The organism is Desulfosporosinus sp. HMP52 (assembly GCF_000765145.1).
GTDB lineage: Bacteria > Bacillota > Desulfitobacteriia > Desulfitobacteriales > Desulfitobacteriaceae > Desulfosporosinus.
The window spans coordinates 13,415-38,827 of the sequence record NZ_JMGA01000008.1 but is presented as its reverse complement, the minus strand read 5'-3'; the positions used below and the strand labels follow the sequence as shown (position 1 = coordinate 38,827).

The following is a 25,413-nucleotide window of genomic DNA, read 5'->3' as shown; positions in this document are numbered from 1 at the left end:
AGAAAGCGACCGGGGGGAATTGAATCATGGAACAAAAGACCGTGGTATTAGGGGTCATTGGATCAGATGTGCATGCAGTGGGTAACAGAATTTTGGATTTTGCTTTTACGCAAGCCGGTTTCAAAGTGATTAATATCGGGGTACTGGCAACTCAAGAGGAGTTTATTCACTCGGCTATAGAAACCAATGCCGACGCCATATTAGTCTCCTCCCTATACGGGCACGGAGAAATGGATTGTCGGGGCTTGCGTGAGAAATGTCAGGAAAAAGGAATCGGCGACATCATCATCTATGTAGGTGGGAATTTAGTTTGTGGGAAACAGGAGTTTGAATCCGTTAAAGAACGGTTTTTAGCCATGGGCTTTAACAGAGTTTATCCACCGGGAACTCTGCCGGATCTTCCTATTGAAGATCTCCGTAAGGATTTAGGTATGACGATAAATTAAGGGGGGATGGACCTTGCAAGCAGTCCTTCTCATTGATTTTGGCAGTACGTATACCAAGGTAACGGTTGTTGACCTGGATGCGGAGATCATCCTGGGGACAGCTCGGGCAGGCACAACCATAGAAACAAATATCATGGAAGGCATGAAAGCAGCTTTAGCCCAGATTCCCGAGCCAAGGGGAGGATGGAACTTCGTTCGTAAGCTGGCCTGCAGCAGCGCAGCCGGCGGACTGAAAATGATTGCCAGTGGATTAGTTAAGGAACTCACCGCAGAGGCAGCCAGGCGGGCAGCCTTAGGTGCCGGAGCTCGGGTGCTTGAAGTTTTCAGTTATGAGTTATCCCCCAAGGATTTGGATCGAATTGTTGTTTCAAAACCCGATATCCTTCTGCTGGCCGGGGGAACCGACGGCGGTAATAAGGAAGTAATTCTTAAAAATGCAGAGCTGCTTAGTAATCTTCCGATTAGTCTTCCTGTTGTGGTGGCAGGTAATAAAGTCGTCGCTGCACAAGCTGAGGAGATGTTGAGGAAACAACATAATCCTGTGGTTGTAGCAGATAATGTGATGCCGGATTTAGGGGTTTTAGCCGTAGAATCAGCGCGGTTAGCCATTCGGGAGGTGTATTTATCTCACATTATTAAGGCCAAAGGGTTAGATAAGGCAGAAGAATACTTAGAGAGGATTATGATGCCTACACCATCAGCGGTTCTTTCCGCCGCAGAGCTGCTGGCTCAGGGAGAAGGTTCTGAACCGGGTTTGGGAGAACTGATGATCGTAGATGTCGGGGGGGCTACCACAGATGTCCATTCCGTGGCCAAAGGAGATCCCAGTAAACCGAGTGTCATGCTCAAGGGCTTGCCAGAACCCTATGTGAAACGAACCGTCGAAGGGGATCTGGGGATGCGCTACAGTTCAGAGGCTCTGGTGGAAATCGCCGGGAGAGGATTAATGGACTACTTGGGCTGGACAGAGGAACAAGTTACAGGCCAATTGGAGTTGTTAAAAGAGAATCCTTGGCGAATTCCTCAGACGGTCGAAGAAGCAAAGTTTGATGTGGCCATGGGCCGAATGGCTGTGGGTTTAGCGGTGGATCGTCATGCAGGGACGATTGAGGTGGTTTATACCCCCTTTGGTGCAAGCTATATCCAAAATGGTAAGGATTTAACTCCCTTGACAGTGGTTATCGGGACGGGCGGGGTTCTTCTCCATCATCCAGACCCGGCGGAGATTTTAAAAGGGGCAGTCTTTAATTCCCAGGAACCGACGATTTTGAAACCGCAAAATCCTACATTCTTTTTAGACAAAGAGTATATTTTAGCGGCCATGGGCTTGCTCAGAGAAGTTTCACCTCAGATTGCTCTCAGAATGATGAAGAAATATATTGTAAAGCTTTAGGAGGGTTTATTAATGGATCTAACAGTCCGACAAATGGACACTGAAGAGTTTCAGCGCCAGAGGCAAGAAGTATTAGGACAATGGCCAACAGGTAAGGACGTATCCTTTGAGGAAGCAGTTGCTTATCAAAAATCTCTCCCTAAAAGTAAAATATTTGCCGAGAAACTGGCTGAAGGTAAAGCTAAAGGGATCACCTTTGCCCAGCCCCGAGCCGGTGTAGCCCTGCTTAGTGAGCATATAGAATTGCTGCGCTTTTTGCAGGATGAAGGTGGGGCGGATTTTCTGCCCTCCACGATAGACTCCTATACACGACAAAATCGTTATACTGAAGCCCAAGCGGGAATTGAAGAAAGTGCCATGATTGGCCGCTCCATGCTTAACGGCTTTCCGGCAGTCAATCACGGGGTAGCTGCCTGTCGGCAGATCGTGGAGAGTGTCCAAGTTCCTGTTCAGGTTCGGCATGGGACTCCCGATGCCCGTTTACTCGCTGAGATTACCATTGCCGGTGGATTTACTGACTACGAAGGCGGCGGAATTTCCTATAATATTCCCTATTCCAAAGATGTTTCCATTGAAAGTACCATTAAATATTGGCAGTATGTCGATCGCCTTATTGGCCTCTACGAAGAACAAGGAGTAAAAATCAATCGTGAGCCCTTTGGTCCTTTGACAGGAACCCTAGTGCCCCCCTCAATTTCCCATGCTGTTGCTGTCATTGAAGGGATACTGGCAGTGGCTCAAGGTGTGCGCAGTCTAACCCTGGGCTACGGACAATGCGGGAACCTCATTCAAGACGTGGCTGCTTTGCATACATTACCGGTTCTTGCGGAAGAGTATTTAGCAAAACTCGGATTGCCCAAAGTTATGATCACTACCGTCTTCCACCAATGGATGGGTGGTTTTCCCCAAGATGAAGCGAAAGCTTTTGGGGTCATTTCCTGGGGTGCAGTGACTGCAGCTTTAGGTAAGGCAACCAAAGTTATTGTCAAGACTCCTCACGAAGCACTGGGAATTCCTACTAAAGAAGCCAATGCAGCAGGTATTCGTACCACAAAGCAAATCTTAACCATGCTGAAAGACCAGACCCTGCCTCTGACTCCGGAGTTAGCTCTGGAAGAAGAAATGATCATAGCCGAGACCAGAGCGATTCTTGATCGAGTCCTGGATTTGGGAGAAGGAGATGCTGCTGTCGGAACAGTTCGGGCCTTCCAAGCAGGAGTCATTGATGTACCCTTTGCACCTAGCCGCTATAACGCCGGCAAGATCCTCCCGGCCCGGGACACCTCCGGGGCGGTTCGCTTATTAGACTTTGGCAATGTTCCCTTTGATGAATCTATTAGGGACTTTCATCGGGAACGCATAGCCCAGCGGGGCAGAGATGAAGAGCGGGATCCGTCCTTTCAGATGGTGATTGATGATATTTATGCCATTGGGAAGGGGATGCTGGTGGGGCGGCCCAGAAATTAGCGGGGTTCGCTGGGGTCGCTTTAGGTCGCACTATCTAGGGATGGAAATAGGGTCGCTGGAGGCAGGGCGACTTCGACCACATCCGCTGCAAGATCAGCTAATTCGTGCGAAGACAGTGTCTGAAAGAAGGGTAATCCGTGCGAAGACAGTGTCTTCGTGTACCCAGCACTCCGAGGCTCGCCCACACGTTGACCTGGGAGCGATCTTCAGCGGATAAGTTTTCTTTGGAGATAGCCGCTTCAGCGAAAATGTCCACCGGACACTTTCGTGCCAAACCGACCGGGTAATACCTGATGTGAACCCGTGGCACGCTTCCCCAGGTCAACTTTGTGGGCTTTACCGCCTCTCCATGCAATGGGTTCACTCCTGTGGCTCGAAGCCGCCCTTGTCTTTCAGGTCTATTATTCTTAGCGTGTCTTGGGGTGTTTACAGGTAAGACTGACATGTTGCAGCAGCCGCGAAGGCTGACCTGAGTCCCCCAAAGCTCTGCTTATATTCCCAACAAACTGGCTGAGGGAGCGCTTGTCTGCAAAGCGGATGCGTCAGCGAAGCCGCGCTAAGGCGAGTGCCGACGGTTCGCGTCCCTTAGCGCGCCGCAGGACTTGTCCATGGATGGACTGATGCCGCGGTGCCCGAAGACACTGTCTTCGCACGGGTTGAAAACAGGCAGCAAGCGCTCCGCTCCAGAGCTTAACACAGAAGAACCGTCCCCCTGTCACCTAGAATCGATTTTTCATGATAGTAAAAAACGTGTTAAAAGGACCGTCCCCTTAACACGCTCTTAACACGCTAGGAGGATTAAGATGAAAATTATTGACGTTATTGCTTCACCGGGACTTACTGGATTTTATTTTGATGATCAGCTTGCCATCAAATCCGGTGTCAAGCATGATGGCTTTACATATGTAGGGGAGCCTAAGACTCCCGGTTTTCAGGCGGTTCGCCAACGTGGCGAGTCGATTTCGGTGATGCTTATTTTAGAAGATGGGCAGATTGCTTCTGGAGACTGTGCTGCTGTACAATATTCAGGTGCCGGAGGCAGGGATCCTCTCTTTCTGGCCAATGATTTTATACCGATAATCCTAGAGGAAATTGCCCCTAAGCTCATTGGGCAAGAGTTAGATTCCTTTCGAAAATTAGTGGGCTTGGTTGAAAACTCCAAACGTGAGAATGGAGAAGGATATCATACTGCCATTCGGTATGGTGTGAGTCAGGCTATTCTGGATGGAGTGGCTAAAGCCCAGCGAAAGACTATGACCGAAGTGATTTTAGATGAATACAAGCTGCCCATGGTTTTAGAGCCTGTTCCGATTTTTACCCAAACCGGGGATGACCGCTATGAAAATGCGGATAAAGCGATAATCAAGCGTGCAGGGGTTTTACCTCATGCTTTGATCAATAATGTCGAGACAAAGCTGGGCAAGAATGGTGAGCTCCTATTAGATTATGTAACTTGGCTTAAAAATCGGATTATGACCCTGGGTGGGGATGATTATCGGCCGATCCTGCATATTGATGTCTACGGGACGATTGGGTTAGCTTTCGAGGATAATGTGGAGCGGATGGTAGAGTATTTCGTAGCCTTGGAAGAGGCTGCGGCTCCCTTGCACTTAAGAATTGAAGGGCCCATGGATGCCGGAAGTCTTGAAGGACAAATTGCTCAGCTTAAGGAATTAAGGCTGGCGTTGAAGGCCCGGGGAGTAAAAGTAGAAATTGTAGCGGATGAGTGGTGCAATACTTACGAAGATATTGTAAAATTTGTAGATGCTCAGGCTGCGGATATGGTTCAAATCAAAACTCCCGATTTGGGTGGGATTCAAAACACCATTGAAGCGGTTATCTACTCCAAAAAATTTGGCGTGGGTGCTTATGTGGGTGGATCCTGCAATGAGACGGATTCTGGAGGACGGACAGCAGTCCATGTAGCCCTGGCTACTCGTCCAGATCAAATGCTGGCCAAACCCGGTATGGGAGTCGATGAAGGATATATGATCGTCCACAATGAGATGAACAGAACCTTGGCTGTCTTAAAGCGAGCTGCTCAATTGCCTTCCTAAAAGGGAAACATACTATTATAATGAAGGTATTATTGAAGAGTCAAAGAACCAAAGGAGTATGTAGACACCAATGAGTAAAATCGGGTTAACAACAACAGTACCGGTTGAAGTTATCTATGCTGCAGGGCATACGCCCGTTGATTTGAACAATATCTTTATTACCGGCTCGGAAGCAATGAAACGCTTAGAAGAAGCTGAGCTGGCGGGGTATCCTCGCAATGTTTGTGGCTGGATTAAGGGTCTATATTCTACAGCCTTGCAAAATCCGGATATCAGGCAAATAGTTGCTGTAACCCAAGGGGATTGCAGCAACACTCATGCTCTGATGGAGACCTGGGAAGTTGAGGGGATTGAGATTATTCCATTTGCCTTTCCTTATGACCGAGATCCGGACATGCTGCGGCTCCAAATGGACAAACTAATAAGTGTTCTGGGCACCACATGGCAGGACGTTAACGAGCAAAAGAAACGGCTTGACCAGGTTCGCTCCCTGGCTGGGGAGATCGATCGCTTAACTTGGGAAGAAAACAGAGTCAGCGGGTTTGAGAATCACCTTTATCTGGTGTCCTGTTCAGATTTTAATGGTAACCCTGAAGGTTTTGGCCATGAGATGGAGGAGTTTATTCAGGTTGCCCGCATGAGGGAGCCCCTCTCAGCATCCTCTCCCGGAGCTGTGAAGGGGAAAAAACGGGAAATCCGCTTGGGTTATATCGGGGTTCCGCCTATTTTCCCGGAGCTATACGATTATTTAGAAGACCACGGAGCTAGAGTAGTCTTTAATGAAGTTCAAAGGCAATTCGCCATGCCTTTTAATACCCCGGACATTGTTGAACAGTATCGTTTATATACCTATCCCTACAAAGTGTTCCTGCGCATAGAAGATATTGCCAGGGAAGCAGAGCGTCGTCAACTTGATGGAATAATTCATTACACCCAAAGCTTTTGTTATCGACAGATCGAGGATCAAATTATTCGTAAAAAGCTGGACTATCCAATTTTAACCTTAGAAGGTGAAAATCCAACGGGGCTGGATGCCCGGAACAAAATGCGGTTAGAATCATTTCTAAGTATGATCGAAGACTAAGGTTAGGCTTGCCATGAGAGGATGGACAACATGTCTGGACAACAAACTATTTGTGGAATTGATTTGGGAAGTCGGAGCGTTAAAATTGCTTTGATGGAGGAAAAGGCTGAAGGGGAAGAGCTGGAAATTATTCGGCTGGAAAGTCTGGATACCATCCGCTTCTATCGAGAATATGGACGAAAACAAGGAGACAAGCTTGCTGTGGACTTTACAGCCTTAGGGCTGCCTGAAGTTGATCGCTTAGTCTCTACAGGATATGGTCGAAACACTCTGGAACTTGCCGGTGGAGAAGCAATTCCTGAACTAAAGGCTCACGTTTGGGGGGCCATATTCCAAACCGGTCTGCAGGATTTCACCCTGGTGGATCTGGGTGGACAAGATAGTAAAATTATTCAGGTTCAAAAAGGCAGAATGATCGACTTTTTGACCAACGATAAATGTGCGGCCTCATCCGGACGTTATCTGGAAAATATGGCGACGATCCTCGATCTTTCTCTGGATGAACTGGGGGAATACACCGAGGCTCCGGTAGAACTAAATTCCACCTGCGCCGTATTTGGTGAAAGTGAGTTAATCGGTAAGATTGTGGAAGGATTTCCTTTGCCGGAATTGGCTGCCGGAGTAAACACTACCATTGTGAGACGCATTTTACCTCTCTTGCGTTCCTTCCGAGGAGAGGTGATAGTTTTTACCGGTGGTGTAGCCCACAACCAGGCAGTAGCCAAGCTCTTAGAAGAGGGTTCCGGCCGTCGGATTGTGATACCTCCGGAGCCCCAGTATAATGGGGCAATTGGCTGCTGCGTATATGCTACCCGATAAAAACTCGAAATATTGGGCAGCTTATTAAATGGAGTATATAAGAGGAACTTCAAGGAAATGTAGGAAATAGGGCGCTGCCAACTTAGTGGCCAACTGATACGGCGCAATAATCTTAACCCAGCTTTCTATTGAACTGTATATAGACAAATTTAATAGTTCTTATATGACAAATGATATTGATTAATCAAGAAAACCTAGGCTTTTAGAGCAGAAACCTATGAAAAGTAAGCTAGTATAGATAATTCAGGATTCTGCAGCAAATATAAAAATGATATTGCTATAATAAAAAAACATAATAAAAACATGAAATATGCCTAAACTAGTCTCCTATTTTAAGTAAAAAAGCCTTATAATGAAGTTAGTGCAAGAAATTACAAATCGATATTATAGGCGTTGAAGACTGTATGGGCCAAAGAGCCGAAGAAAAATTTTTTTTGGAGGTCGACTTATGCAAAGATTACTAGATGGGCTGATTAAGTTTAGACAGAAAGACTATGAAGAGCACAAAGCATTATTTAGTAAATTAAAACGAGTTCAGGAACCGCATACCCTATTTATCGCTTGTTCTGATTCACGTGTAATGCCGGAAATGATAACTAAGTCCTTACCGGGAGAACTTTTTGTTGTACGAAATATTGCCAATATCGTGCCACCCTATAAAGACACTCATCAGGATTATGTGGCAACGACTTCTGCCATTGAATATGCTGTCAAATCCCTAAAGGTTGAAAATATCGTTGTCTGTGGTCACTCCAACTGTGGAGGCTGCGCCTCAATTTATTTACCCGATGAGGTTCTCAGCAAACTACCGGATACTAAAAAATGGCTGGAATTGGCTCAAGATGTTAAGAGACGGGTTATGGGACATCTCAAAGATGAATCGGATATATACCAAAGAGAATGGTTAACCGAGCAAATAAACATACTTGAGCAAATCAAGCATCTGTTGACCTATCCCTACATTAAAGAGAAATATCTTAACAAAGAACTAAATATCTATGGCTTTTACTATATGATTGAAACAGGAGAGGTTTTCATCTTTAACTATGAAACCGGAGAATTCGAATTGTCCAACTAAATAACCAGGAAAAGGTTGAGTCTATCCTTCAACAGATATTCCGAACACCAGTCTTTTAATGACTAGTGTTCGGAATGTGTAATTTTAGGGCATGTTAAGGCTGACAGAGTATTCTTTGAGAAGTGAGGTAGGCAAGTGAAGATTACCAAAGTGGCAAAAGCTGGGACTTTAGAGTCCAATGATATTCTAATCATGGTCAGTCCTAAGGACCAGGGAATAATTGAGCTTGATTTAGAGAGTATTGTAATGCAGCAATTCGGAGAGGTTATCAAGCAAGTAATTTTACATAAAGTACAGGAAATGGGAGTCGAGGGTGTCTCGATTAAAGCTCAAGATCGAGGGGCATTAGATTGCACCATTGCTGCCAGAGTAGAAACTGCTCTAAACAGGGCGATTTAGTATGAAGAACATGTTCATGAGATTCATAAAAGATAAACATAGAGAAATGAAGAAATTCTTAGTAAAATTTGATAAATGGTTTCCTCTCTATAGAGGTAATCAGCTCTCTATTGGTATTCTCATAAATTACGTTCAAAAGATTTCTCTGCCTAACCAACAAAGTTCAGAGTTCAAAGGAATCTACTGCTCGAATGCGACAGACAAGATAAGGGGAGATGAGAGTGCAAGCCTTAAGACGAAGTATGCTGTTCATGCCCGGAAACAGTCCGAGAATGCTTCAAGATGCAGCTATACTAGGTGCTGACTCGATTATTCTGGATTTAGAAGATGCAGTAAGTCTGACCGAAAAAGATAGTGCCAGAATCTTAGTTAGAGAAGCCATTAAAACAATTGATTACTCAGCCGTGGAAGTTGTAGTAAGAGTTAACCCCCTAGATACGGAATTTGGAGCTCCGGACATAGAGGTTATCGCCAGAGTTCGGCCCAATACTTTATTAATCCCTAAGGCCAACGAAGAGGAAATAAGGCTGGTGGATAAAACTCTAACTAAAATTGAAGCAGAAGAGGGCTTTCCCAGCGGAGGGATTAAGATTATTGCTCTCATAGAAACCGCTCTGGGTCTGGAAAATGTTTATAACGTCATTAAAGCTTCTCCGCGAACCGTCGGGGTTTTATTGGGGGGAGAAGACTTAACTGCGGATTTAGGCATAGAAAGGACAAAAGAGGGGGAGGAAATCTTTTATGCCCGCAATAAAGTCGCCACAGTCTGTCGAGCTTTAAAAGTTGATGCTATCGATACGCCTTTTACAGATACCAATGATCACGAGGGGCTTAAAAAGGATACTGCCCGAGGAAAAGGATTGGGTCTGACTGGGAAAGCAGCCATTAATCCGAGACAAATCGAGACAATTCACTCTGTTTTCGCACCGACTCAGAATGAATTAAAATGGGCCTTAAGGATCCTTGAAGCCATGGAGGAAGCGGAGAAAGAAGGTCAGGGAGTCTTTTCGTTAGATGGTAAAATGATCGATGCCCCGGTCATCAATCGGGCCAGGCGCATTGTCGACCAAGGGGTTAGGCTGGGACTTATTAGTGGTGAAGGTGGCGCAAAATGAAAAATCTACTAGGCAGGGAAATTCCTGATTATATAGATGGATACGGGCAAGTTAAGCCCTTTCAAGGATCCTTCAGTAATTGCGGGGTGAAAACAAGATCCGCTGTAAAGCTGACAAGTGTGCTTCCCAATGATCAAAAAGTGCTGTCCAGCCTTGATGATCTCTTCGATAAGTTAAAGATTACCGACGGAATGACACTCTCCTTTCATCATCATTTGCGAAATGGGGATTATGTTTTAAATATGGTGATGGAAAAATTGGCGGCCAGAGGGCTAAAGGGGCTAACCGTCGCAGCCAGTTCGATTTTTCCAATCCATGCCCCGCTGGTCAAACATATGGAAACCGGAGTAGTTACCGGGCTAATCACTAATTATCTATCCGGCCCGGTAGCGGAAGCAGTTTCCCGGGGGAGACTTCCTAAACCGGTAATCATGCAAACTCATGGTGGGCGGGCCAGGGCTATAGAAAGCGGAAATCTGAAGATTGATGTGGCCTTTTTGGCGGCCCCTACCGCTGATACCTATGGAAATATTAACGGCGTGTACGGAAAGTCGGCCTGTGGTTCTTTGGGGTATGCGGTGGCAGACGCGGAGTATGCCAATATAACCGTTGCCATAACCGATCATTTAGTGCCTTATCCCGCGAATCCTATTGAAATCAGCCAAGTTTATGTGGACTATGTCGTTAAGATTGACTCTATCGGAGATCCTCAGGGGATTGTTTCCGGGACGACCAAAATCACTAAGGATCCTGTGGCCCTGATTATTGCTAAAAGAGCTGCCCAGCTGATTAAAGCCTCCGGTTTAGTCCGAGAGGGCATGTCTTTTCAAACAGGAGCAGGGGGAACTTCTTTGGCTGTTGCTGCAGAACTGAAAAAGATCATGCAGGACGAAGAAGTTGTGGGAAGTTTTGCTTCCGGCGGAATTACGGGCTATCTTGTAGAAATGCTGGAAGAAGGGCTTTTTCGAAGCCTCTTGGATGTCCAATGTTTTGACTTAAAAGCAGTGGAGTCTTATAGAGACAATCTTAGCCATCAATTTATGTCAGCTTCTATGTATGGCAATCCCCATACTAAGGGAGCAGTGGTTAATAATCTGGATATCATGATCCTGGGGGCCACGGAAATCGACCTGGATTTTAATGTGAATGTAACAACCGGTTCCAGTGGAGTGATTATGGGCGGTTCCGGAGGACATAGTGATACTGCGGCAGGATCCAAGCTGGCTATTGTGGTAACCAACCTGATGAAGGCACGGCTTCCGATTATTAGAGATAAAGTATTGACGATAACCACGCCGGGAGAAAGCATTGATGCCGTGGTTACCGAACGAGGAATAGCCGTTAACCCCAGGAGATTGGATCTGCTAGAACAACTAAGCCGGACTCAACTTCCGTTAATGACTATTGAGGAATTAAAACAACTGGCGGAGAAAATCACGGGAATTCCTAAACCGATCGAAACTTTAGAAGAGATCGTGGCTGTGATAGAATATCGGGATGGTACAGTAATCGACGTTGTGAGGAAGGTCAAGATGTAAGATGTACCTCCATCAACTGAAAAATGAAGGACGAGGACGGTTTTAAGGAGAGAGTAAGGATGGTATATGGTGCTCAAGTCGCTAGAGTGAATCTCAAGGATAAGACGGAGCGGGATGAGGTTGAGAGCTTTCTCGGGGAATTCGGCCTAATCTTAGATAGGGATGTAGACTATACTTTCGTTATTCGGAATGAAGAACCCAGCCCCCAGTTCTCCCTGACGGAGAGGGCTCCCATTGTCGCTACTTGCTCAAAGGCTAAGAATGTTTTAAAATGTTTTGCCATAGCCCATGACCTTAGGGGAGAGGGGATGGCCGCCACCTTAGTCACGGCTTTAATTGATAGACTCTTCAGTGAAGGTATACACCACTATTTTGTGTATACCAATCCCTGCCAGGTTAAGATTTTTTCGGCTCTGGGGTTTAAGTTTGTTCATCAGAACCAGGCGGTTGCTCTCTTAGAAAATGGAATTTATGATATCAGGCAGCATTTAGAGGGATTAAAAGCCAAATATGAGATTGGGGCAGGTGAAAGGGCAGCTCTGGTAATGAACTGCAATCCCTTTACCCTGGGGCACCAGTTTTTGATTGAAGAAGCAGCTAATAACCATGGAGAGGTGCTTGTCTTTATTGTGGAAGAGGACAAATCCCTGTTCCCCTTTGCCACCAGGCTGGCCCTTGTCTCTGAAGGAACTAAGCATTTGCCTAATGTTAAGATCATACCAAGCGGAGAGTATATAATCTCAGCCGCTACCTTTCCCGCCTATTTCATAAGGGAAGAAGGGGAACGACTACAAGCTTATGCGGAGTTAGATGCTGCGATATTTGGCAAATATTTTTGCAGCAGCTTTCAGATCCTGAAACGCTATGTAGGAGAGGAACCCTATTGTCCCGTTACCAAAGCCTATAATGAGACTTTGAAGAAAGTACTGCCGATTTACGGGGTTGAGCTGGAAGAAATTAGGAGAAGACCTTTTGGTGATGAACCGATTAGCGCTTCAAGGGTAAGAAGCCTGCTAAGGGAGGGAGAAACAGCTAATCTGATCAACCTTTTGCCTGAAGTCACCTTAAGATTTCTGGACACCAGCCTTGGAAGGGAGATAGTGGAGAAAATCCGAAAAACTCATTCTCCACATTAAACTATGAGAAACTATACTGTTGGGGATTTACTCGAAGCCAGAGAGAAGAGAGTCCAAGAAATTGAACAACTTATCAAAGGTTATGGAAATCCTCTCTTAGTCCTGAGAGTAAACTACCCGGGACTTAAAAAGACCAATGAGCTTACCATAACGATAATTCGGGAAATGAGTGAGCTGCTATCCTCAATGTTTGAGCCAAAACTAGCTTATAAGACATTGCAGCAAGGGGCAGAAGGCCCGATTTTCATGGCTGTAGTCCAAGAGGATGTCTTTGCCTTGAAGAGATTAGCTGTTGAATTGGAAGAAAACCATGTTCTGGGACGATGTTTGGATCTCGATGTCTATGATCACTCGGGGAGAAGTGTGTCTCGGCAGGAGCTGGGATACCCTAGGAGAAAATGTTATCTTTGCGAGGATTATGCCCAGCATTGCGTAAGAGCAAGAAGGCATCCGGAACATGAAGTTATACATTATATTGAAGAGAAGTTTCGAAACTATCGAAGTGCAAAAAGTCATGACGCTCTAAACGTGAAGTTTTAAAAACTAAAACTAAAACTAAACAAAAACAAAAACATAAAGCAAAGTAAAAAAGTAAACCGAAAACCATAAAACACAAAAAACAAAAAAGACCGATGCCTAAAACCCTCAAATGTCTTAGGCTACCGATCGGAGAAAAGAAAATGGAGCGCAAACTATGGAGAGAGAAGGAAGAACGGGGAGTTCTAAGGCACAAGCAATTGAGATAGCAAGTCTGGCGGTACAAGCAATTCTCTATGAGGCTTCCTGTCATCCGTCACCGGGGTTAGTTTCAGCGACTTCAACCGGTGCTCATAGTGACATGGATTACTTTACCTTTTTAGACAGTGCTTCAGCCTTGATAAGTCCCCTGATTCAGTGTGCCCAAGCAGGTCTTTCTACCGAGAGTCCGAAGGAAATATTCCAAACCATAAGATCCATCGGACAATTAGGTGAGCGGAGAATGTTTGCTAAGACTCGGGGGGTTAACACCCATAAAGGCACCCTCTTTTTACTGGGAATCTGCTGTGCCGCAGCCGGAAAGGTCTTATACTCAGGGGCTGGCTTTTCCTCCCTGCGGAGTATTATTCAAGATATGACTGAAGGTTTAGTGGAAGTAGAATTAAGTGCCAGAAACCAAGAATTGGAAAACAAAGATCCGACAAAACTGACCCATGGTGAAAGGCTTTATTTAACTCACAAGGTTGAAGGGATCCGTGGAGAAGTGCAACGAGGATTACCCATTGTCTTTGATATAGCCTTAAATGTTTATAAGGAAAACCACGACTTGAGCCTAAACTCCAGGTTAATCCAAACCTTGGTAACCATTATGCAGTTTTGCGAAGATACGAATATTCTACATAGGCATTCTTTGGAAACGTTGAGAGAGGTTCAGGAAAGAGCCAATAAGATAATTGCTCTTGGCGGTATGAAAACACCGGCCGGGAGTAAAGCCATTGAAGAGATGGATAAAGACTTTTGTCAAAGAATGATAGGCCCGGGTGGGAGTGCTGATCTTTTAGGAGTTACGGTTTTTGTGGCTCTTTTAGAAGAATTTTTCAATGGAAGAAACTCCTAAAGTCAGGAGAAGACCTTTCTATGGAAGATAATATATAAGGTGTAAAAAGGCAAGGCAGGATGAGGTCCCAGCCTTGCTTTTAGTATGGGTTGTATCTGTAATTAATTCATAGAATTAAGAATGGACTCTACTTGATCTTCAGTCAGTGTACCGTCTGTTACGAGACTATCCAGAATAGGCTCCAATCCACCCTCGTTGTTACCTTCTTGTCTAGCTGATTGGAGGGCTGTTTTAATGGCATCTTCTTGGGCTTTAGTAAGAGTCCCGGCTGTTACTAGAGTATCTAAGATTGTTTTAAACCCACCGTTACCCCGGTTCCGATTTTCCCCGGAATCCGTGGGTTTAGCGGCTTCGAGAGCAGCTTGGATAGCATCGACTTTGTCTTGAGTAAGTGACCCGGAAGTCACCAGGTCAGCGAAAATAGTTGTAAATCTGTTGCCATTAGGTTTGGTGGGCTGTTCACCGGTTTTAGAATCCGAGGGTTTAGCAGCTTCGAGAGCAGCCTGGATGGCATTAACGTTGTCTTGAGTAAGGGTTCCGGATGTCATTAGGTCATCTAGAACAGTCGCCAATCTGTTGCCGCTGGGTTTGGTAGGCTGTTCCCCGGCAGCAGGTTTTGCAGATTTGGCTGCTTCAAGAGCAGCTTGAATGGCATCAACTTGATCCTGAGTGAGTGCCCCGGAAGTGACAAGGCTATCGAAAATCGTTGTAAATCTACTCCCATTAGGTTTAGTAGGTTTTTGCTTTTCCCCAGCCGTAGATTCCGAAGGTTTAGCAGCTTCGAGAGCGGCTTGGATAGCAGCAACATCGTCTTGGGTAAGGGTTCCGGAAGTTACCAGATTATCCAAAACAGTTTTAACCCCATCGGCATTTCCTCTGGCATTGTGATTGAATCCGGACTTAACTTGAGAAGAATTTGGTGCTTGAAAGTTCATAGGGTTTGCAAATACCGCAGATGCCGATAAAAGGGTGGTAAGGGCTGTGGCTATTAAAATTGTTTGAGCTTTTTTCATAGTTTAAGGGCCTCCTTTAATGTGTTGTTTTTAGAGTTACAAGTTATAAGGTACAAGGAATAGAGTAATTTGCAATAATGTGCCTAATCTGAGGATAAAGGTTTGACTCCCCGAAATAATTCCTTATGTACTAACAAAGATGTTAAGAAAATCACGGGGGTTCTGGTTTATAGAGTTGCCTTAAAGAGAATTAGCGTGAGATGATTAAGGTTAAAACATTTCTGTTCGGCTTTACTTGGAGATCTCGTTCCGGGCCTTGCTTCATTCGTCGCTGATAGTCGCTTAAAGCCCGTCGAAAGCGATCTGAACGAAGCAGTAGCTTGCGGAGCAATTTCAAAATCTTTCACCTCCTAGTAGATATTAAGGAATGTCTTCTGACAATGTAATTATGCAATAAGATTCTGAAATGAAGCTGAGGTTCACCTGAAAGTCTACTGAATATTAACTAGAAAAAACCGCTTGAAGCGGTTTTTATAATGGATTCTTAGGATTTGATAAGGTAAGAAAAATGGCATTATTATTTTAAAGTATATTGCAAACTATTTTTCGCTTTCATATAACTCAAAAAACTTACTCATAACCTTAATTATAATATTAAACAAAATAAAACCTATTAAAATATACATCCAAATATCAATCACTAGTTCGTAATCTCCGTGCATATTTTTTGGCAGTATTAACAATGTTAGCCATGCAATAAATTTACCGCCTGCATGAACGGAGGATAAAAGCCCAAAAACAAAAGGTATATAAGAGGGTATCGTCCTATTAGTTTGAAATAGTTCATAAAGAAAGTAAATAAAGCACTGTACAGCTGTAATTAAAAGAGTTATATTCAGATAATCCGACATCCAATTAAGAGGGATAGCTGTTGCTATAAGGATAGTAATGCGTTTTAACATGGTTAACCCCCCTATTTTTTTGATTACCAAGAGGGTTCTTTTGTGACCCTCTGTAGTTAATAATATCTAATTATACACTCCTTCGGTGATAAAATAAGTGTAAAATCTGATATGTAACAATAAGCACTAACTAAGATTTTGTTGGTGCTTATTGTTATTACTGTGATGAAGGTTAACTTATTAAGTTGAACGAATCGGGAGCCTGAGAATAGCTTCGACTTGCTTATAGAGAGTGTACCGTCTGTTACGAAGCTATACGGTATAGGTCTTAAAATGGAAGATGATTCGGAATTTTAGTTTGACAAAGAAATAGTTTCTACTACAGGAAGGATTATGAAGATATAAAAAGAATAAAGTAAAAGTAAGCGGAAACTGGGAGGATTGTGATTCGATCAACAATAGAAAAAGAACGGGAAGATATGAGAAAAAGCTCTTATATAGGAGGTAGATTAATGAAAAAAAACAGTCTAAGATTATTAACCCTAGTACTATGCTTCTTTTTTGCTGTCCTAATAGCCCCAAAAGTTACCTTTGCGGCGAGTATTCCGTCAGCACCTACTGATCTTACGGCCAGCGCCGAAAGCTCCAGCGAAATTTACTTGGATTGGGATTCTGTCAGTGACGCAGCATCCTATTATGTTTATAGGGCAACATCGTCGTCAGGTACTTATTCCAAGATCGCCACAACCACAACCTCTCGTTATACAGACTCCGATTTGAAATCGGAAACCATCTATTATTACAAAGTAGTTTCAGTAAACAGTGCTGGTACAAGTGCCTACTCTTCTCGAACCTATGAAACTACCCTGGACTCTGATGACGATGATGAAGATGACTCGCTGTCAGTACCGACAGACCTTACTGCCACTGCTGAAAGCTCCAGCGAAATCTATTTGGATTGGGATTCAGTCAGTGAGGCAACATCCTATTATGTGTACAGATCAACAACTTCGTCGGGCACCTATTCTAAGATTGGGACAGCTACATCCTCGAAATACACAGACAGTGATTTAGAAGAGGACACCACCTATTATTACAAAGTTAAGACAGTTAAGAACTCAAAAACAAGTGATTTTTCTTCTAAAGACTATGCCAAGACCCTAGATGAAGACGAAGATGAGGATGAAGATGACTCATTGTCGGCACCAACAGATCTGACTGCCACTGCTGAAAGCTCCAGCGAAATTTATCTGGATTGGGATTCCGTGAGTGAGGCAACATCCTATTATGTTTACAGATCAACCACATCATCGGGCACCTACTCAAAGATTGGGACAGCCACATCCTCCCGCTATACAGACAGTGATTTAGAAGAGGACACTACCTATTACTATAAGGTCAAGTCGGTTAGGAACTCGAAAACCAGTGAATATTCCTCCAAAGACTATGCTAAAACCCTGGATTCTGATGAAGACGAAGATGAGTCCCTATCAGCACCAACAGACTTTACTGCAACTGCTGAAAGCTCCAGCGAAATCTATCTGGATTGGGATTCAGTGAGTGAGGCAACATCCTACTATGTTTACAGATCAACAACATCATCCGGCACCTACTCAAAGATTGGGACAGCCACATCCTCGAAATATACAGACAGTGATTTAAAATCAGACACCACCTATTACTATAAAGTTAAGACAGTTAGGAACTCGAAAACCAGTGAATACTCTTCCAGAGATTATGCAACCACCGATAAATCTGACGAGTCAGATCTATCCGCTCCAACAAATCTGACCGCAAAGGCTGAGAGTTCCAGCAAAATCTATCTGGATTGGGATTCCGTGAGTGAAGCAACATCCTATTATATCTATAGCTCGCCCACTTCTTCAGGAACATACTCCAAGATCACGACAACAACGACTTCGAATTATACGGATACCGGCTTGTCGCCGAATACTACTTATTACTACAAAGTCACTGCAGTGAACAGCTGGAGCAGCAGCGGCTATTCATCGAGTGCCTATGCAACCACTGCCAAGACAGACGGCACCATTCCTACAGAACCTTCCTCGGATATCCAGTCTGATCGCTTAGCTGGCGAGGATCTGTATGGAACCTCTGCAGAAGTTGTTAAGTCAGGATGGACCACTTCTTACTATGCAGTTATCGTAAGCGGGGAGAACTTCACGGATGCCTTATGCAGCGCTCCTCTTGCCCAAAAATATAACGCTCCCTTATTACTAACCACTAAGAATACCTTGCACCAACAAACAAAGGCTCAGCTTGAACGTTTAAAGGTGAAAAAAGTAATTATCATCGGTGGAACAGGCATTATATCCTCCGGAGTTGAACAAAGTATCAAAGACCTAGGGATAGGGGTAACCAGGATCGCTGGGACTGATAAATACGACACATCGATCAAAATTGCTCAGGCAATGGGGGAATTTGATCAAGCGGTAATTGCCAGTGGAGAAACCTTTCCCGATGCTTTATCGATTGCACCCATAGCTGCCATGAAAGGTATGCCAATTTTGCTTACTCCCAAAGATAAATTGCCTACAAACATTGAAGGGTTTTTAGAAAAAAATGTCCGAAGCACCTATGTAGTGGGAGGGACAGGGATTATCAGCGATAATGTCCTAAAACAACTCCCCTCTCCCAGACGATTGAGCGGAATTACCAGGTATGATACAAATATAAGTATTATTAAAGAATTTGCTGATCAACTTGATTTCAGCACATGTTATGTATCTACCGGGGAAAACTATGCGGATGCCCTAGCCGGTGCCGCCTTAGCCTCAATAACAAATTCCCCAGTGTTTTTAGTCAGTGATCCTGTAGAGCCGGTTACCATAAACTTCTTCAAAAGTAAGATTAGGAGTATTAAGAAAGAAGTTATTTTTGGGGGAATAGCTGTTGTACCGAATAGCATTTTAATCAACATTGATCAAGAAGATTATGATGATTACGATACACCAGCCGCTCCGACAGGGTTAAAGGCAACGGCAGTAAGTTCCAGTCAAATTAATCTAACCTGGGATTCAGTCAGTGATGCTACATCCTATTATGTTTACGGTTCCACATCATCTTCCGGAACCTACTCTCAGATTGCAACAGTTTCTACCACCAGTTATACGAATACAGGCCTCTGGGCAGATACAACCTATTATTACAAAGTAAGAGCGGTGAATAGTACCGGCTCTAGCCCTGACTCGGCAATAGATTATGCTAAGACGGACTTGCCGGACTAAAATTATCCGATGACTACCAGCCGTAAGACTCCCATCTCCTATAAGTGGGAGATAACGGCTGCTACGTCCCTGGATAAGTTCTTCTAAGCTTTAGATGGAGTAAGTATTCCTCTTAGGTAAACTCCATCTAAAGCTAAGAATCACTTGATTTGGTTCTCAAATGAAGGCTTCGGATGGTATGAGCTATTCGAAGCCTTTTTGTTTTGCTATTGCATTTATTTGGGATGAGTGTAAAATAAAAACAGGTGTAAAGAATATTCAGAAGATGCTGTTTCTTATGGCGGTATCTATTCCGATGAAGAAAAGTATGTAAAAGCATAAAGAAAAGCATGGAGGAGGGTATGAAAGATGAAGGAAATAACTGTCGAAGAAATTATTTCTGCCGTGGAAAATCTTTGTATCGAAGCAAATTACAACTTAGGTTCTGACATAATGGTCGGGTTTCAGCAAGCTTTAAAGGTGGAGCGCTCTCCATTAGGTCAAGAAGTGCTGGAACGCCTTATCGAGAACGCAGAAATTGCTAAAGAAGAAAGAGTTCCCATGTGTCAAGACACAGGGATGGCTGTTCTCTTTGTAAGTATTGGTCAAGATCTCCATGTAGTGGGGGGAGGCCTGACCGAGGCCATCAATGAAGGGGTTCGGCGTGGGTATGATAAAGGTTATTTGCGCAAATCTGTTGTCAAAGATCCCTTTGATCGTGTTAATACCGGTGATAACACCCCGGCAGTAATTCATTATGATATTGTCCCGGGAGACGAATTACGCCTAATAGCTGCTCCCAAAGGATTTGGAAGTGAGAACATGGGAGGCTTAAAGATGTGTAAGCCTTCTGAGGGACTTGAAGGGGCGATGCAATTTGTTGTAGACACAGTTGATCGCGCAGGTGGAAATCCCTGCCCTCCCATTATTGTGGGGGTGGGCGTAGGTGGAACCATGGAAAAAGCTACTTTCTTAGCTAAAAAAGGCCTGCTAAGAGAAGTTGGAAAGCATAATTCCGAGGAACGTCTGGCCAAAATCGAAGAAGAGTTATTAGATCGCATCAATGGCTTGGGAATTGGGCCACAAGGGTTTGGAGGAGTTACTACCGCTCTGGCAGTCAACTTAGAAGTATATCCCACCCATATTGCCGGAATGCCTGTGGCAGTGAACATTGGCTGTCACGCCACCCGGCATAAGGAAATCGTCTTACAAGGGAGGGATGCCTGATGAATGGAATTATCCGAATTGAAGCGCCGCTAACCCAAGAGAAGCTCAGATTCCTAAAAGTCGGAGACAATGTCTTAATTAATGGGGTTATTTATACAGGGCGAGATGCAGCCCACAAAAAAATGGTTGAATCTTTAGAGCGAGGGGAAGAACTGCCCTTTGATGTGCAAGATCAAATTATCTACTTTGTAGGCCCGACACCGGCTAAAGAAGGGCAAGTGATAGGTTCTGCCGGGCCAACAACCAGCGGACGCATGGATGCCTATTCTCCAAAGCTTATCTCGCGAGGACTAACCGGGATGATCGGTAAAGGCCTTCGTTCGCCGGAAGTGATTGAGGCAATGAAGAAACATGGGGCTATCTACTTTGGGGCAATTGGCGGCGCAGGGGCGCTGATTGCTAAACGGATTGTATCAGCAGAGGTTATCGCTTACCCGGAGTTGGGCCCTGAAGCGGTACGGCGTTTAGTAGTTAAAGATTTCCCGGTTATGGTAATCATTGATCACGAGGGCAACAATCTTTATGACTTGGGAAAAGCTCAATACCGAAGAGTGTAACAATCACAAAAGCTTCACAATTACAAGGGGCAAATGAAATGGTTTTTGCGGTATAATGAGGATATTCATTAAAGATACCGAATATCCTTTGATAGGAGATGCTGAAGTATGAATTGCCCGCTATGTGAAGCGCGAGATGTCGGTCGGATTGGCCGTGAACGTTATTACTGCAGAGAGTGCTGCCATGAATGGACGAAAGGTGATGGAGTTGTTAAAATTTATGAGGTGTTGTCAGATGGATCGGTAGAACGCTTAGAAACTAAGCCTGAACCTGAATCATATGCTCGTACCTTACCATCACATTCCATTATCCGTCGGCGTGCAGGATAAAACGTTTACCAAAGAACTTAAAAAATTTTTATGGCAAGAACATATGAATAAGTTCCAATCCAAGGAAGAGAGAGCTGTTAGGCTCTCTCTTCTGCTTGTGTATGAGGTTCCATGCCTCGAGATTATAGATGGTTGCCTGCCTGATTATATTTACCATGAATAAATAATTTAGCGTTTACTGCAGGATTTCGTCGACTCGTCTAGAAATGTACAGCATATAGGAATTACTTTAAAGTAGTTAGAGGAGAGTTTATTTGTGACTGAACTTCAACGAGATATTAGTTATTCATGGACAGGCGAATCGGTAGAATGTTCAAGTGAAATTCATTGGGCTATTGAGGAACAAGCCAATGGGGTTTTTGCTATTATTGTTAATTCTCCCGGCGGAATCTTAACCGGCAAGCAAGTGCGTGTTTTAGCGGAGATCGTAGGCGATGATGGAGTTATCAAGAACACCCGTCGGATGACCTCGCTTTTGCTTATTCCTAAGGAAAAGGTTGCTGAAGCCTTAGAAAAAATCCAAGAGGTGGGGCTTCGGGTAGCAAATTTGCATAAAAGCGTTCGCAATATTACTTCCTGCCCGGGTAAGGGGTTTTCCTCGAATTCACGGGGAGATACTTTAGAGCTTGCCAGGCTGCTGGATGAGGAGTTTTATGGAACACTTCTCCCTTGGGATTTTAAAATTGGGATTTCGGGCTGTCCTCGAAATTGTACAGGTGTCCAGTGCAACGATCTTGGACTGATGGCTGAGCCTCGAGGGAAATATTCTCTTTGGCTTGGCGGCAAAGAGTCAGGAATGGATCCCGTACACGGAGTCTTAATCCGTAAAGGAATCCCACGAGAACAGGTTATCCCTGTCGTAACAAGAATTTTGGATACTTACAACTCACAGGCTGAGGAGTATAAGGAAGAACTTGGGTCCCGCGCTCGTCTTTATCGAGTTATTGAGAAGACAGGACTTGAATTATTTAAAACCAGGGTTGAAGAATTACTAAGCAATTAGGTTCAATGTAAGTATCTGTTCTTAAGAAAAGAAAGGAGCGAGAATATGGCCAACCAAGGATTCAGTAAGCTTAGTGCTTATAAAGCCTTTACCAAAATGGATAAATCCTGTGCAGATGGATGTAAATGTTCGGTGCTGTGTCAATTATTTATGGCCAAGGAATTTCTGAGCTTATCTGCTCAGACTGGGGAGAAGTTCTCTGATAAGATTCCTGAGGATATTCTAGATATGTTCCGCAGCGTTCCGGTAATTCCTGAACGATATAAGAATATAGACCTGCAAGAAGCTTTCATAGAGGTGCAAAGTATCTGTGATAACTGTGCCATAGATGAGCACGACGCCTTCTGTACGGTCAATGTTGTATTAACTGCTCTGGGAATCATTCTGGAAGGCAAAGATTATATAACGGAAAAAGATAAGGAAATGCAATAGCATTTTAAGACAAAGGCGATCATCGATCCCTGGATTGAGATCAAGAACAAGGGTTTTCGGATTTCAAAATGGGCATAGAAAGGGTGAACAAATTGATAAATTTACATCAATTTAGTTTGGATGAAGCTGTAAAATTACTGAGAATTGATGGGGAACAGTTGGCCCTTCTCAAAGAGATTCGACCAATTATTGAGCAAGATTCTGAAGAAATTATTCGGAACTTCTATGCTCATGTAACGACTTTACCGAATTTAAAAGCAATTATTGACCGATTTTCTTCGGTAGAAAAGCTGAAAGTCACTATGAAAAAATATTTGTTTTCACTCTTTCCCGATAAGCTTGATGAGGATTTTTTGCAGTGGAGAGTTACTATCGGGGAAGTTCATAGTCGAATCAACTTGCCACCCTTTTATTATTTAAGCGCCAATCAAGCGTTTTGTGACGAGATTATTCCCCGGATCTTTAAACACTATCGTAAGAAAACTGACCAGGCTATTAGGGCTAGTTTAGCCTTTCAACGAATCCTAAGTTTTGACCAGCAAGTGGTTATGGCTAGTTATATCCAGTCTTATATGACGGAAATTGATAAGAAGGCTGAGCTAGAGAAGGCCTTAACAGAAATAGATAGCTTACAACGCAGTGTTAGTGAAGCCAGCCAAGCATTGGCTGCAACCTCCGAAGAAACTGCAGCCTCGGCAGCAGAAATGAATCAAGCAACTGCTCAAATCTCGGGGAACGCCTCTGAGGCGGCAGAATTTTCCCGTCAGGTAGATGTCTTAGCTCAAGAGGGTGTTCGAAAGATTCAAGCCATCTCGGACACAATTCTGCGCTTGGCCGGTATGACTTCTGAAATGCAAGGTAAAATGAGCGAACTTGATAAAAGTTCTGCCCGGATAGCTTCTGTAACAGATGTGATTAAGGAGATTGCTTCTCAAACTAATCTGTTGGCCTTAAATGCGGCTATCGAAGCGGCTCGGGCCGGGGATAGCGGCAGAGGTTTCGGAGTAGTGGCTGAGGAAGTCAAAAAACTCGCTAACCACTCTGAACAATCCGTTAAAGAAATCAGCGCCTTAATCACAATAACCAAACAAAATACCGTTGCCGTAAACAATTCAATTGCCCAGACAACTGAGGCCATGCAGGGCGCCGCCGCAGAGGCGGGGCAAGTAGTGGATCGTTTCGGGGAAATAATGGCTGCTATCAACGCCAGCATCAAACAAGTACAGGGAATCGCTCAACAGATTGATGCCTTATCCTTTACCGCCAGCCAAATTGGAGCGGCATCTGAAGATGTAGCTAATTCAGCAACATCACTTGCTCAAATGGGATTGCGCGATTAGCATCAGTAGTTAGTCTAATGGGAGGTCAGCAGAATTGTTTGAAGATGCTTTCTACATTCGACAGATGTGGAGTTTTTCCCGGGCACTTGATTTAGGTTTGATCGATGAAGAAATTGAAAGAGGTTTGGATGTTACCCTTGGAGAACGACATGGAGAACGTGTTGCTTATATTGCAATGCGTCTGGGTCGTTCCCTGGGGCTCAACAAGCAAGAGCTTGTTCATCTTACAATTTCGGGACTGCTTCATGATATAGGCGCATTTGGGTACTTTGGGGAATATAATGGGAGCAGACATGTCCTCGAGAGACATTGTTTGTCCGGTGCTCTGATTGTAGAGCGTTTTCCCTCCGGCAAAACCCTGGCCAATGCTATTAAATATCACCATGAAACACCTGATCCCATGTACGGTGCTCTAGGTGTTCCGAGCGAAGAAGTAACCCTAATGGCCCGCATTTTGTCCTTAGCAGATCAAGTGGATCTTATGCTAAAACGGAAGTTATCTACTCGTCAACAGAGAGAAGAAATCATTGAATGGATTAATGATCAAACTGGGACATTATTTTTCCCGGAAGTAGCCCAGGCCTTTAGGCAAGTTGCTAAGAAAGAGGCCTTTTGGTTAGATTTGGAGCAACCGGACTTGCTTCAGATAGCCTTAGGACTCTTGTTTGATCATTGGCAGTTGCCCGGCACTCGGGAATTAGAGATTAGTTTTACTTATCGCTTGGCGGAAACCTTCGCCGATCTAATTGACCAAAAAAGCAAGTTTACTGCTCGTCACTCCCGTTCAGTTGCCGCAACGGTTGAACGTTTGGCTAAAGGGGTCGGATGGGAAGAAATACAATTACATGAGATTTATGTAGCGGGTTTACTACATGACTTGGGCAAGCTATCAATTCCAAGGAAGATTTTAGATAAACCCGGATCTCTTGATCCGGCTGAAGTAGATATAATCAGGACGCATACATATTATACACACCGCTTGTTGACTGAGGCAGGATTGCCTACACGTATCGTAGAATGGGCAGCCCATCATCATGAACGACTTGATGGCAGAGGGTATCCCTTCGCCTTGGGAGAAAAAGATCTCGATGAAGGTGCTCGTTTAATGGCAATCGCCGATATTTTTACTGCATTAACCGAGGATCGACCTTATCGACCGGCAATGAGTTCAGGTGAGGCTCTAGCTATAATTGAGCGCGGAATGGGGACAATCCTGGATCCGGGCCTGATTAAAGTCGCCAAACGGGTTTTATAGGGGGGACTTGTGGGACACAGCTCTCTGTCTTACGACGCAGAGCAAACTAACCGTTTAAGCT

At 44.3% G+C, this 25,413-nt stretch carries 24 protein-coding genes; 21 read left to right on the top strand and 3 right to left on the bottom strand.

What is annotated here, in order from left to right:
• Positions 1–26 precede the first annotated feature (26 nt).
• The 13 genes from glmS to citG all read left to right on the top strand — a co-directional run bounded on the left by glmS (position 27) and on the right by citG (position 14,126).
• Entirely contained in the window at positions 27–446 is a 420-nt protein-coding gene (glmS, locus tag DP73_RS02835; protein WP_034597271.1) for a methylaspartate mutase subunit S, read from the top strand.
• Between the two features lie 13 nt (positions 447–459).
• Positions 460–1,839: a methylaspartate mutase accessory protein GlmL gene (gene glmL, locus DP73_RS02830; protein ID WP_034597269.1), complete on the top strand. Its 1,380-nt coding sequence runs from the start codon at positions 460–462 to the stop codon at positions 1,837–1,839.
• Positions 1,840–1,851: 12 nt separating this feature from the next.
• Positions 1,852–3,306 carry a methylaspartate mutase subunit E gene (locus tag DP73_RS02825; RefSeq protein WP_034597268.1) on the top strand — a complete coding sequence of 485 codons (1,455 nt, stop codon included), beginning with the start codon at positions 1,852–1,854 and terminating at the stop codon, positions 3,304–3,306.
• Between the two features lie 803 nt (positions 3,307–4,109).
• Positions 4,110–5,363 carry a methylaspartate ammonia-lyase gene (locus DP73_RS02820; RefSeq protein WP_034597267.1) on the top strand — a complete coding sequence of 418 codons (1,254 nt, stop codon included), beginning with the start codon at positions 4,110–4,112 and terminating at the stop codon, positions 5,361–5,363.
• A gap of 70 nt (positions 5,364–5,433) precedes the next feature.
• Complete coding sequence (locus DP73_RS02815) at positions 5,434–6,447, top strand: 2-hydroxyacyl-CoA dehydratase family protein (RefSeq protein ID WP_034597266.1); 1,014 nt, start codon at positions 5,434–5,436, stop codon at positions 6,445–6,447.
• A gap of 30 nt (positions 6,448–6,477) precedes the next feature.
• Complete coding sequence (locus tag DP73_RS02810) at positions 6,478–7,266, top strand: acyl-CoA dehydratase activase (RefSeq protein ID WP_034597265.1); 789 nt, start codon at positions 6,478–6,480, stop codon at positions 7,264–7,266.
• A 448-nt stretch (positions 7,267–7,714) separates the two neighbouring features.
• Entirely contained in the window at positions 7,715–8,344 is a 630-nt protein-coding gene (locus DP73_RS02805) for a carbonic anhydrase (RefSeq protein ID WP_034597264.1), read from the top strand.
• Positions 8,345–8,479: 135 nt separating this feature from the next.
• Positions 8,480–8,743: a citrate lyase acyl carrier protein gene (gene citD / locus DP73_RS02800; RefSeq protein ID WP_034597263.1), complete on the top strand. Its 264-nt coding sequence runs from the start codon at positions 8,480–8,482 to the stop codon at positions 8,741–8,743.
• 221 nt (positions 8,744–8,964) lie between these two features.
• The gene (locus tag DP73_RS02795) at positions 8,965–9,858 is read left to right on the top strand and encodes a CoA ester lyase (protein WP_034597262.1); all 894 of its coding nucleotides are present in this window, start codon (positions 8,965–8,967) and stop codon (positions 9,856–9,858) included.
• Positions 9,855–11,396: a citrate lyase subunit alpha gene (gene citF / locus DP73_RS02790; RefSeq protein WP_034597261.1), complete on the top strand. Its 1,542-nt coding sequence runs from the start codon at positions 9,855–9,857 to the stop codon at positions 11,394–11,396. Before DP73_RS02795 ends, citF begins: the two co-directional genes overlap by 4 nt.
• A gap of 59 nt (positions 11,397–11,455) precedes the next feature.
• A complete protein-coding gene (gene citC / locus DP73_RS02785; RefSeq protein ID WP_034597260.1) occupies positions 11,456–12,532 on the top strand; it encodes a [citrate (pro-3S)-lyase] ligase in 1,077 nt (358 codons plus the stop codon).
• Positions 12,533–12,535: 3 nt separating this feature from the next.
• Positions 12,536–13,072: a citrate lyase holo-[acyl-carrier protein] synthase gene (citX, locus tag DP73_RS02780; protein WP_034597259.1), complete on the top strand. Its 537-nt coding sequence runs from the start codon at positions 12,536–12,538 to the stop codon at positions 13,070–13,072.
• Positions 13,073–13,226: 154 nt separating this feature from the next.
• The gene (citG, locus tag DP73_RS02775; RefSeq protein ID WP_034597258.1) at positions 13,227–14,126 is read left to right on the top strand and encodes a triphosphoribosyl-dephospho-CoA synthase CitG; all 900 of its coding nucleotides are present in this window, start codon (positions 13,227–13,229) and stop codon (positions 14,124–14,126) included.
• Positions 14,127–14,227: 101 nt separating this feature from the next.
• Here citG and DP73_RS02770 read toward each other — a convergent pair whose 3' ends face one another.
• From DP73_RS02770 to DP73_RS02765, 3 genes are all read right to left on the bottom strand, one after another.
• Positions 14,228–15,139: a hypothetical protein gene (locus DP73_RS02770; protein ID WP_034597257.1), complete on the bottom strand. Its 912-nt coding sequence runs from the start codon at positions 15,137–15,139 to the stop codon at positions 14,228–14,230.
• Positions 15,140–15,329: 190 nt separating this feature from the next.
• The gene (locus tag DP73_RS23290; RefSeq protein ID WP_165574370.1) at positions 15,330–15,476 is read right to left on the bottom strand and encodes a hypothetical protein; all 147 of its coding nucleotides are present in this window, start codon (positions 15,474–15,476) and stop codon (positions 15,330–15,332) included.
• A gap of 202 nt (positions 15,477–15,678) precedes the next feature.
• Entirely contained in the window at positions 15,679–16,041 is a 363-nt protein-coding gene (locus DP73_RS02765) for a hypothetical protein (RefSeq protein WP_034597256.1), read from the bottom strand.
• 452 nt (positions 16,042–16,493) lie between these two features.
• Here DP73_RS02765 and DP73_RS02760 point away from each other — a divergent pair, with 452 nt between their 5' ends.
• From DP73_RS02760 to DP73_RS02725, 8 genes are all read left to right on the top strand, one after another.
• Entirely contained in the window at positions 16,494–19,229 is a 2,736-nt protein-coding gene (locus tag DP73_RS02760; RefSeq protein WP_034597255.1) for a cell wall-binding repeat-containing protein, read from the top strand.
• Between the two features lie 348 nt (positions 19,230–19,577).
• Positions 19,578–20,435 (top strand): fumarate hydratase, encoded by an 858-nt coding sequence (locus tag DP73_RS02755; protein ID WP_034597254.1) that lies wholly within the window; start codon positions 19,578–19,580, stop codon positions 20,433–20,435.
• Positions 20,435–20,992, top strand: coding sequence for a Fe-S-containing hydro-lyase (locus DP73_RS02750; RefSeq protein ID WP_034597253.1), 558 nt, complete (start codon positions 20,435–20,437; stop codon positions 20,990–20,992). Before DP73_RS02755 ends, DP73_RS02750 begins: the two co-directional genes overlap by 1 nt.
• 108 nt (positions 20,993–21,100) lie before the next feature.
• Positions 21,101–21,322, top strand: a complete 222-nt coding sequence (locus DP73_RS02745) for a hypothetical protein (RefSeq protein WP_034597252.1) — start codon at positions 21,101–21,103, stop codon at positions 21,320–21,322.
• Between the two features lie 256 nt (positions 21,323–21,578).
• Positions 21,579–22,325, top strand: a complete 747-nt coding sequence (locus DP73_RS02740; protein WP_034597251.1) for a nitrite reductase — start codon at positions 21,579–21,581, stop codon at positions 22,323–22,325.
• 45 nt (positions 22,326–22,370) lie between these two features.
• Positions 22,371–22,757 (top strand): hypothetical protein, encoded by a 387-nt coding sequence (locus DP73_RS02735; RefSeq protein ID WP_034597250.1) that lies wholly within the window; start codon positions 22,371–22,373, stop codon positions 22,755–22,757.
• A gap of 92 nt (positions 22,758–22,849) precedes the next feature.
• On the top strand, positions 22,850–24,097 hold the full coding sequence (locus DP73_RS02730) for a globin-coupled sensor protein (protein WP_034597249.1): 1,248 nt from the start codon (positions 22,850–22,852) through the stop codon (positions 24,095–24,097).
• Positions 24,098–24,131: 34 nt separating this feature from the next.
• Complete coding sequence (locus DP73_RS02725) at positions 24,132–25,352, top strand: HD domain-containing phosphohydrolase (protein WP_128751368.1); 1,221 nt, start codon at positions 24,132–24,134, stop codon at positions 25,350–25,352.
• Positions 25,353–25,413 lie beyond the last annotated feature (61 nt).

Excerpts from the sequence above, each read along its gene's own strand:
- DP73_RS02825 (WP_034597268.1), top strand. The coding sequence starts at position 1,852 with ATGGATCTAACAGTCCGACAAATGGACACTGAAGAGTTTCAGCGCCAG.
- citX (WP_034597259.1), top strand. The coding sequence starts at position 12,536 with ATGAGAAACTATACTGTTGGGGATTTACTCGAAGCCAGAGAGAAGAGA.
- DP73_RS02745 (WP_034597252.1), top strand. The coding sequence starts at position 21,101 with ATGAATTGCCCGCTATGTGAAGCGCGAGATGTCGGTCGGATTGGCCGT.
- citF (WP_034597261.1), top strand. The coding sequence starts at position 9,855 with ATGAAAAATCTACTAGGCAGGGAAATTCCTGATTATATAGATGGATAC.
- DP73_RS02760 (WP_034597255.1), top strand. The coding sequence starts at position 16,494 with ATGAAAAAAAACAGTCTAAGATTATTAACCCTAGTACTATGCTTCTTT.
- DP73_RS02735 (WP_034597250.1), top strand. The coding sequence starts at position 22,371 with ATGGCCAACCAAGGATTCAGTAAGCTTAGTGCTTATAAAGCCTTTACC.
- DP73_RS02820 (WP_034597267.1), top strand. The coding sequence starts at position 4,110 with ATGAAAATTATTGACGTTATTGCTTCACCGGGACTTACTGGATTTTAT.
- DP73_RS02805 (WP_034597264.1), top strand. The coding sequence starts at position 7,715 with ATGCAAAGATTACTAGATGGGCTGATTAAGTTTAGACAGAAAGACTAT.
- DP73_RS02755 (WP_034597254.1), top strand. The coding sequence starts at position 19,578 with ATGAAGGAAATAACTGTCGAAGAAATTATTTCTGCCGTGGAAAATCTT.
- DP73_RS02770 (WP_034597257.1), bottom strand. The coding sequence starts at position 15,139 with ATGAAAAAAGCTCAAACAATTTTAATAGCCACAGCCCTTACCACCCTT.
- DP73_RS02765 (WP_034597256.1), bottom strand. The coding sequence starts at position 16,041 with ATGTTAAAACGCATTACTATCCTTATAGCAACAGCTATCCCTCTTAAT.
- DP73_RS02815 (WP_034597266.1), top strand. The coding sequence starts at position 5,434 with ATGAGTAAAATCGGGTTAACAACAACAGTACCGGTTGAAGTTATCTAT.
- citG (WP_034597258.1), top strand. The coding sequence starts at position 13,227 with ATGGAGAGAGAAGGAAGAACGGGGAGTTCTAAGGCACAAGCAATTGAG.
- DP73_RS02750 (WP_034597253.1), top strand. The coding sequence starts at position 20,435 with ATGAATGGAATTATCCGAATTGAAGCGCCGCTAACCCAAGAGAAGCTC.
- glmS (WP_034597271.1), top strand. The coding sequence starts at position 27 with ATGGAACAAAAGACCGTGGTATTAGGGGTCATTGGATCAGATGTGCAT.
- DP73_RS02810 (WP_034597265.1), top strand. The coding sequence starts at position 6,478 with ATGTCTGGACAACAAACTATTTGTGGAATTGATTTGGGAAGTCGGAGC.
- citC (WP_034597260.1), top strand. The coding sequence starts at position 11,456 with ATGGTATATGGTGCTCAAGTCGCTAGAGTGAATCTCAAGGATAAGACG.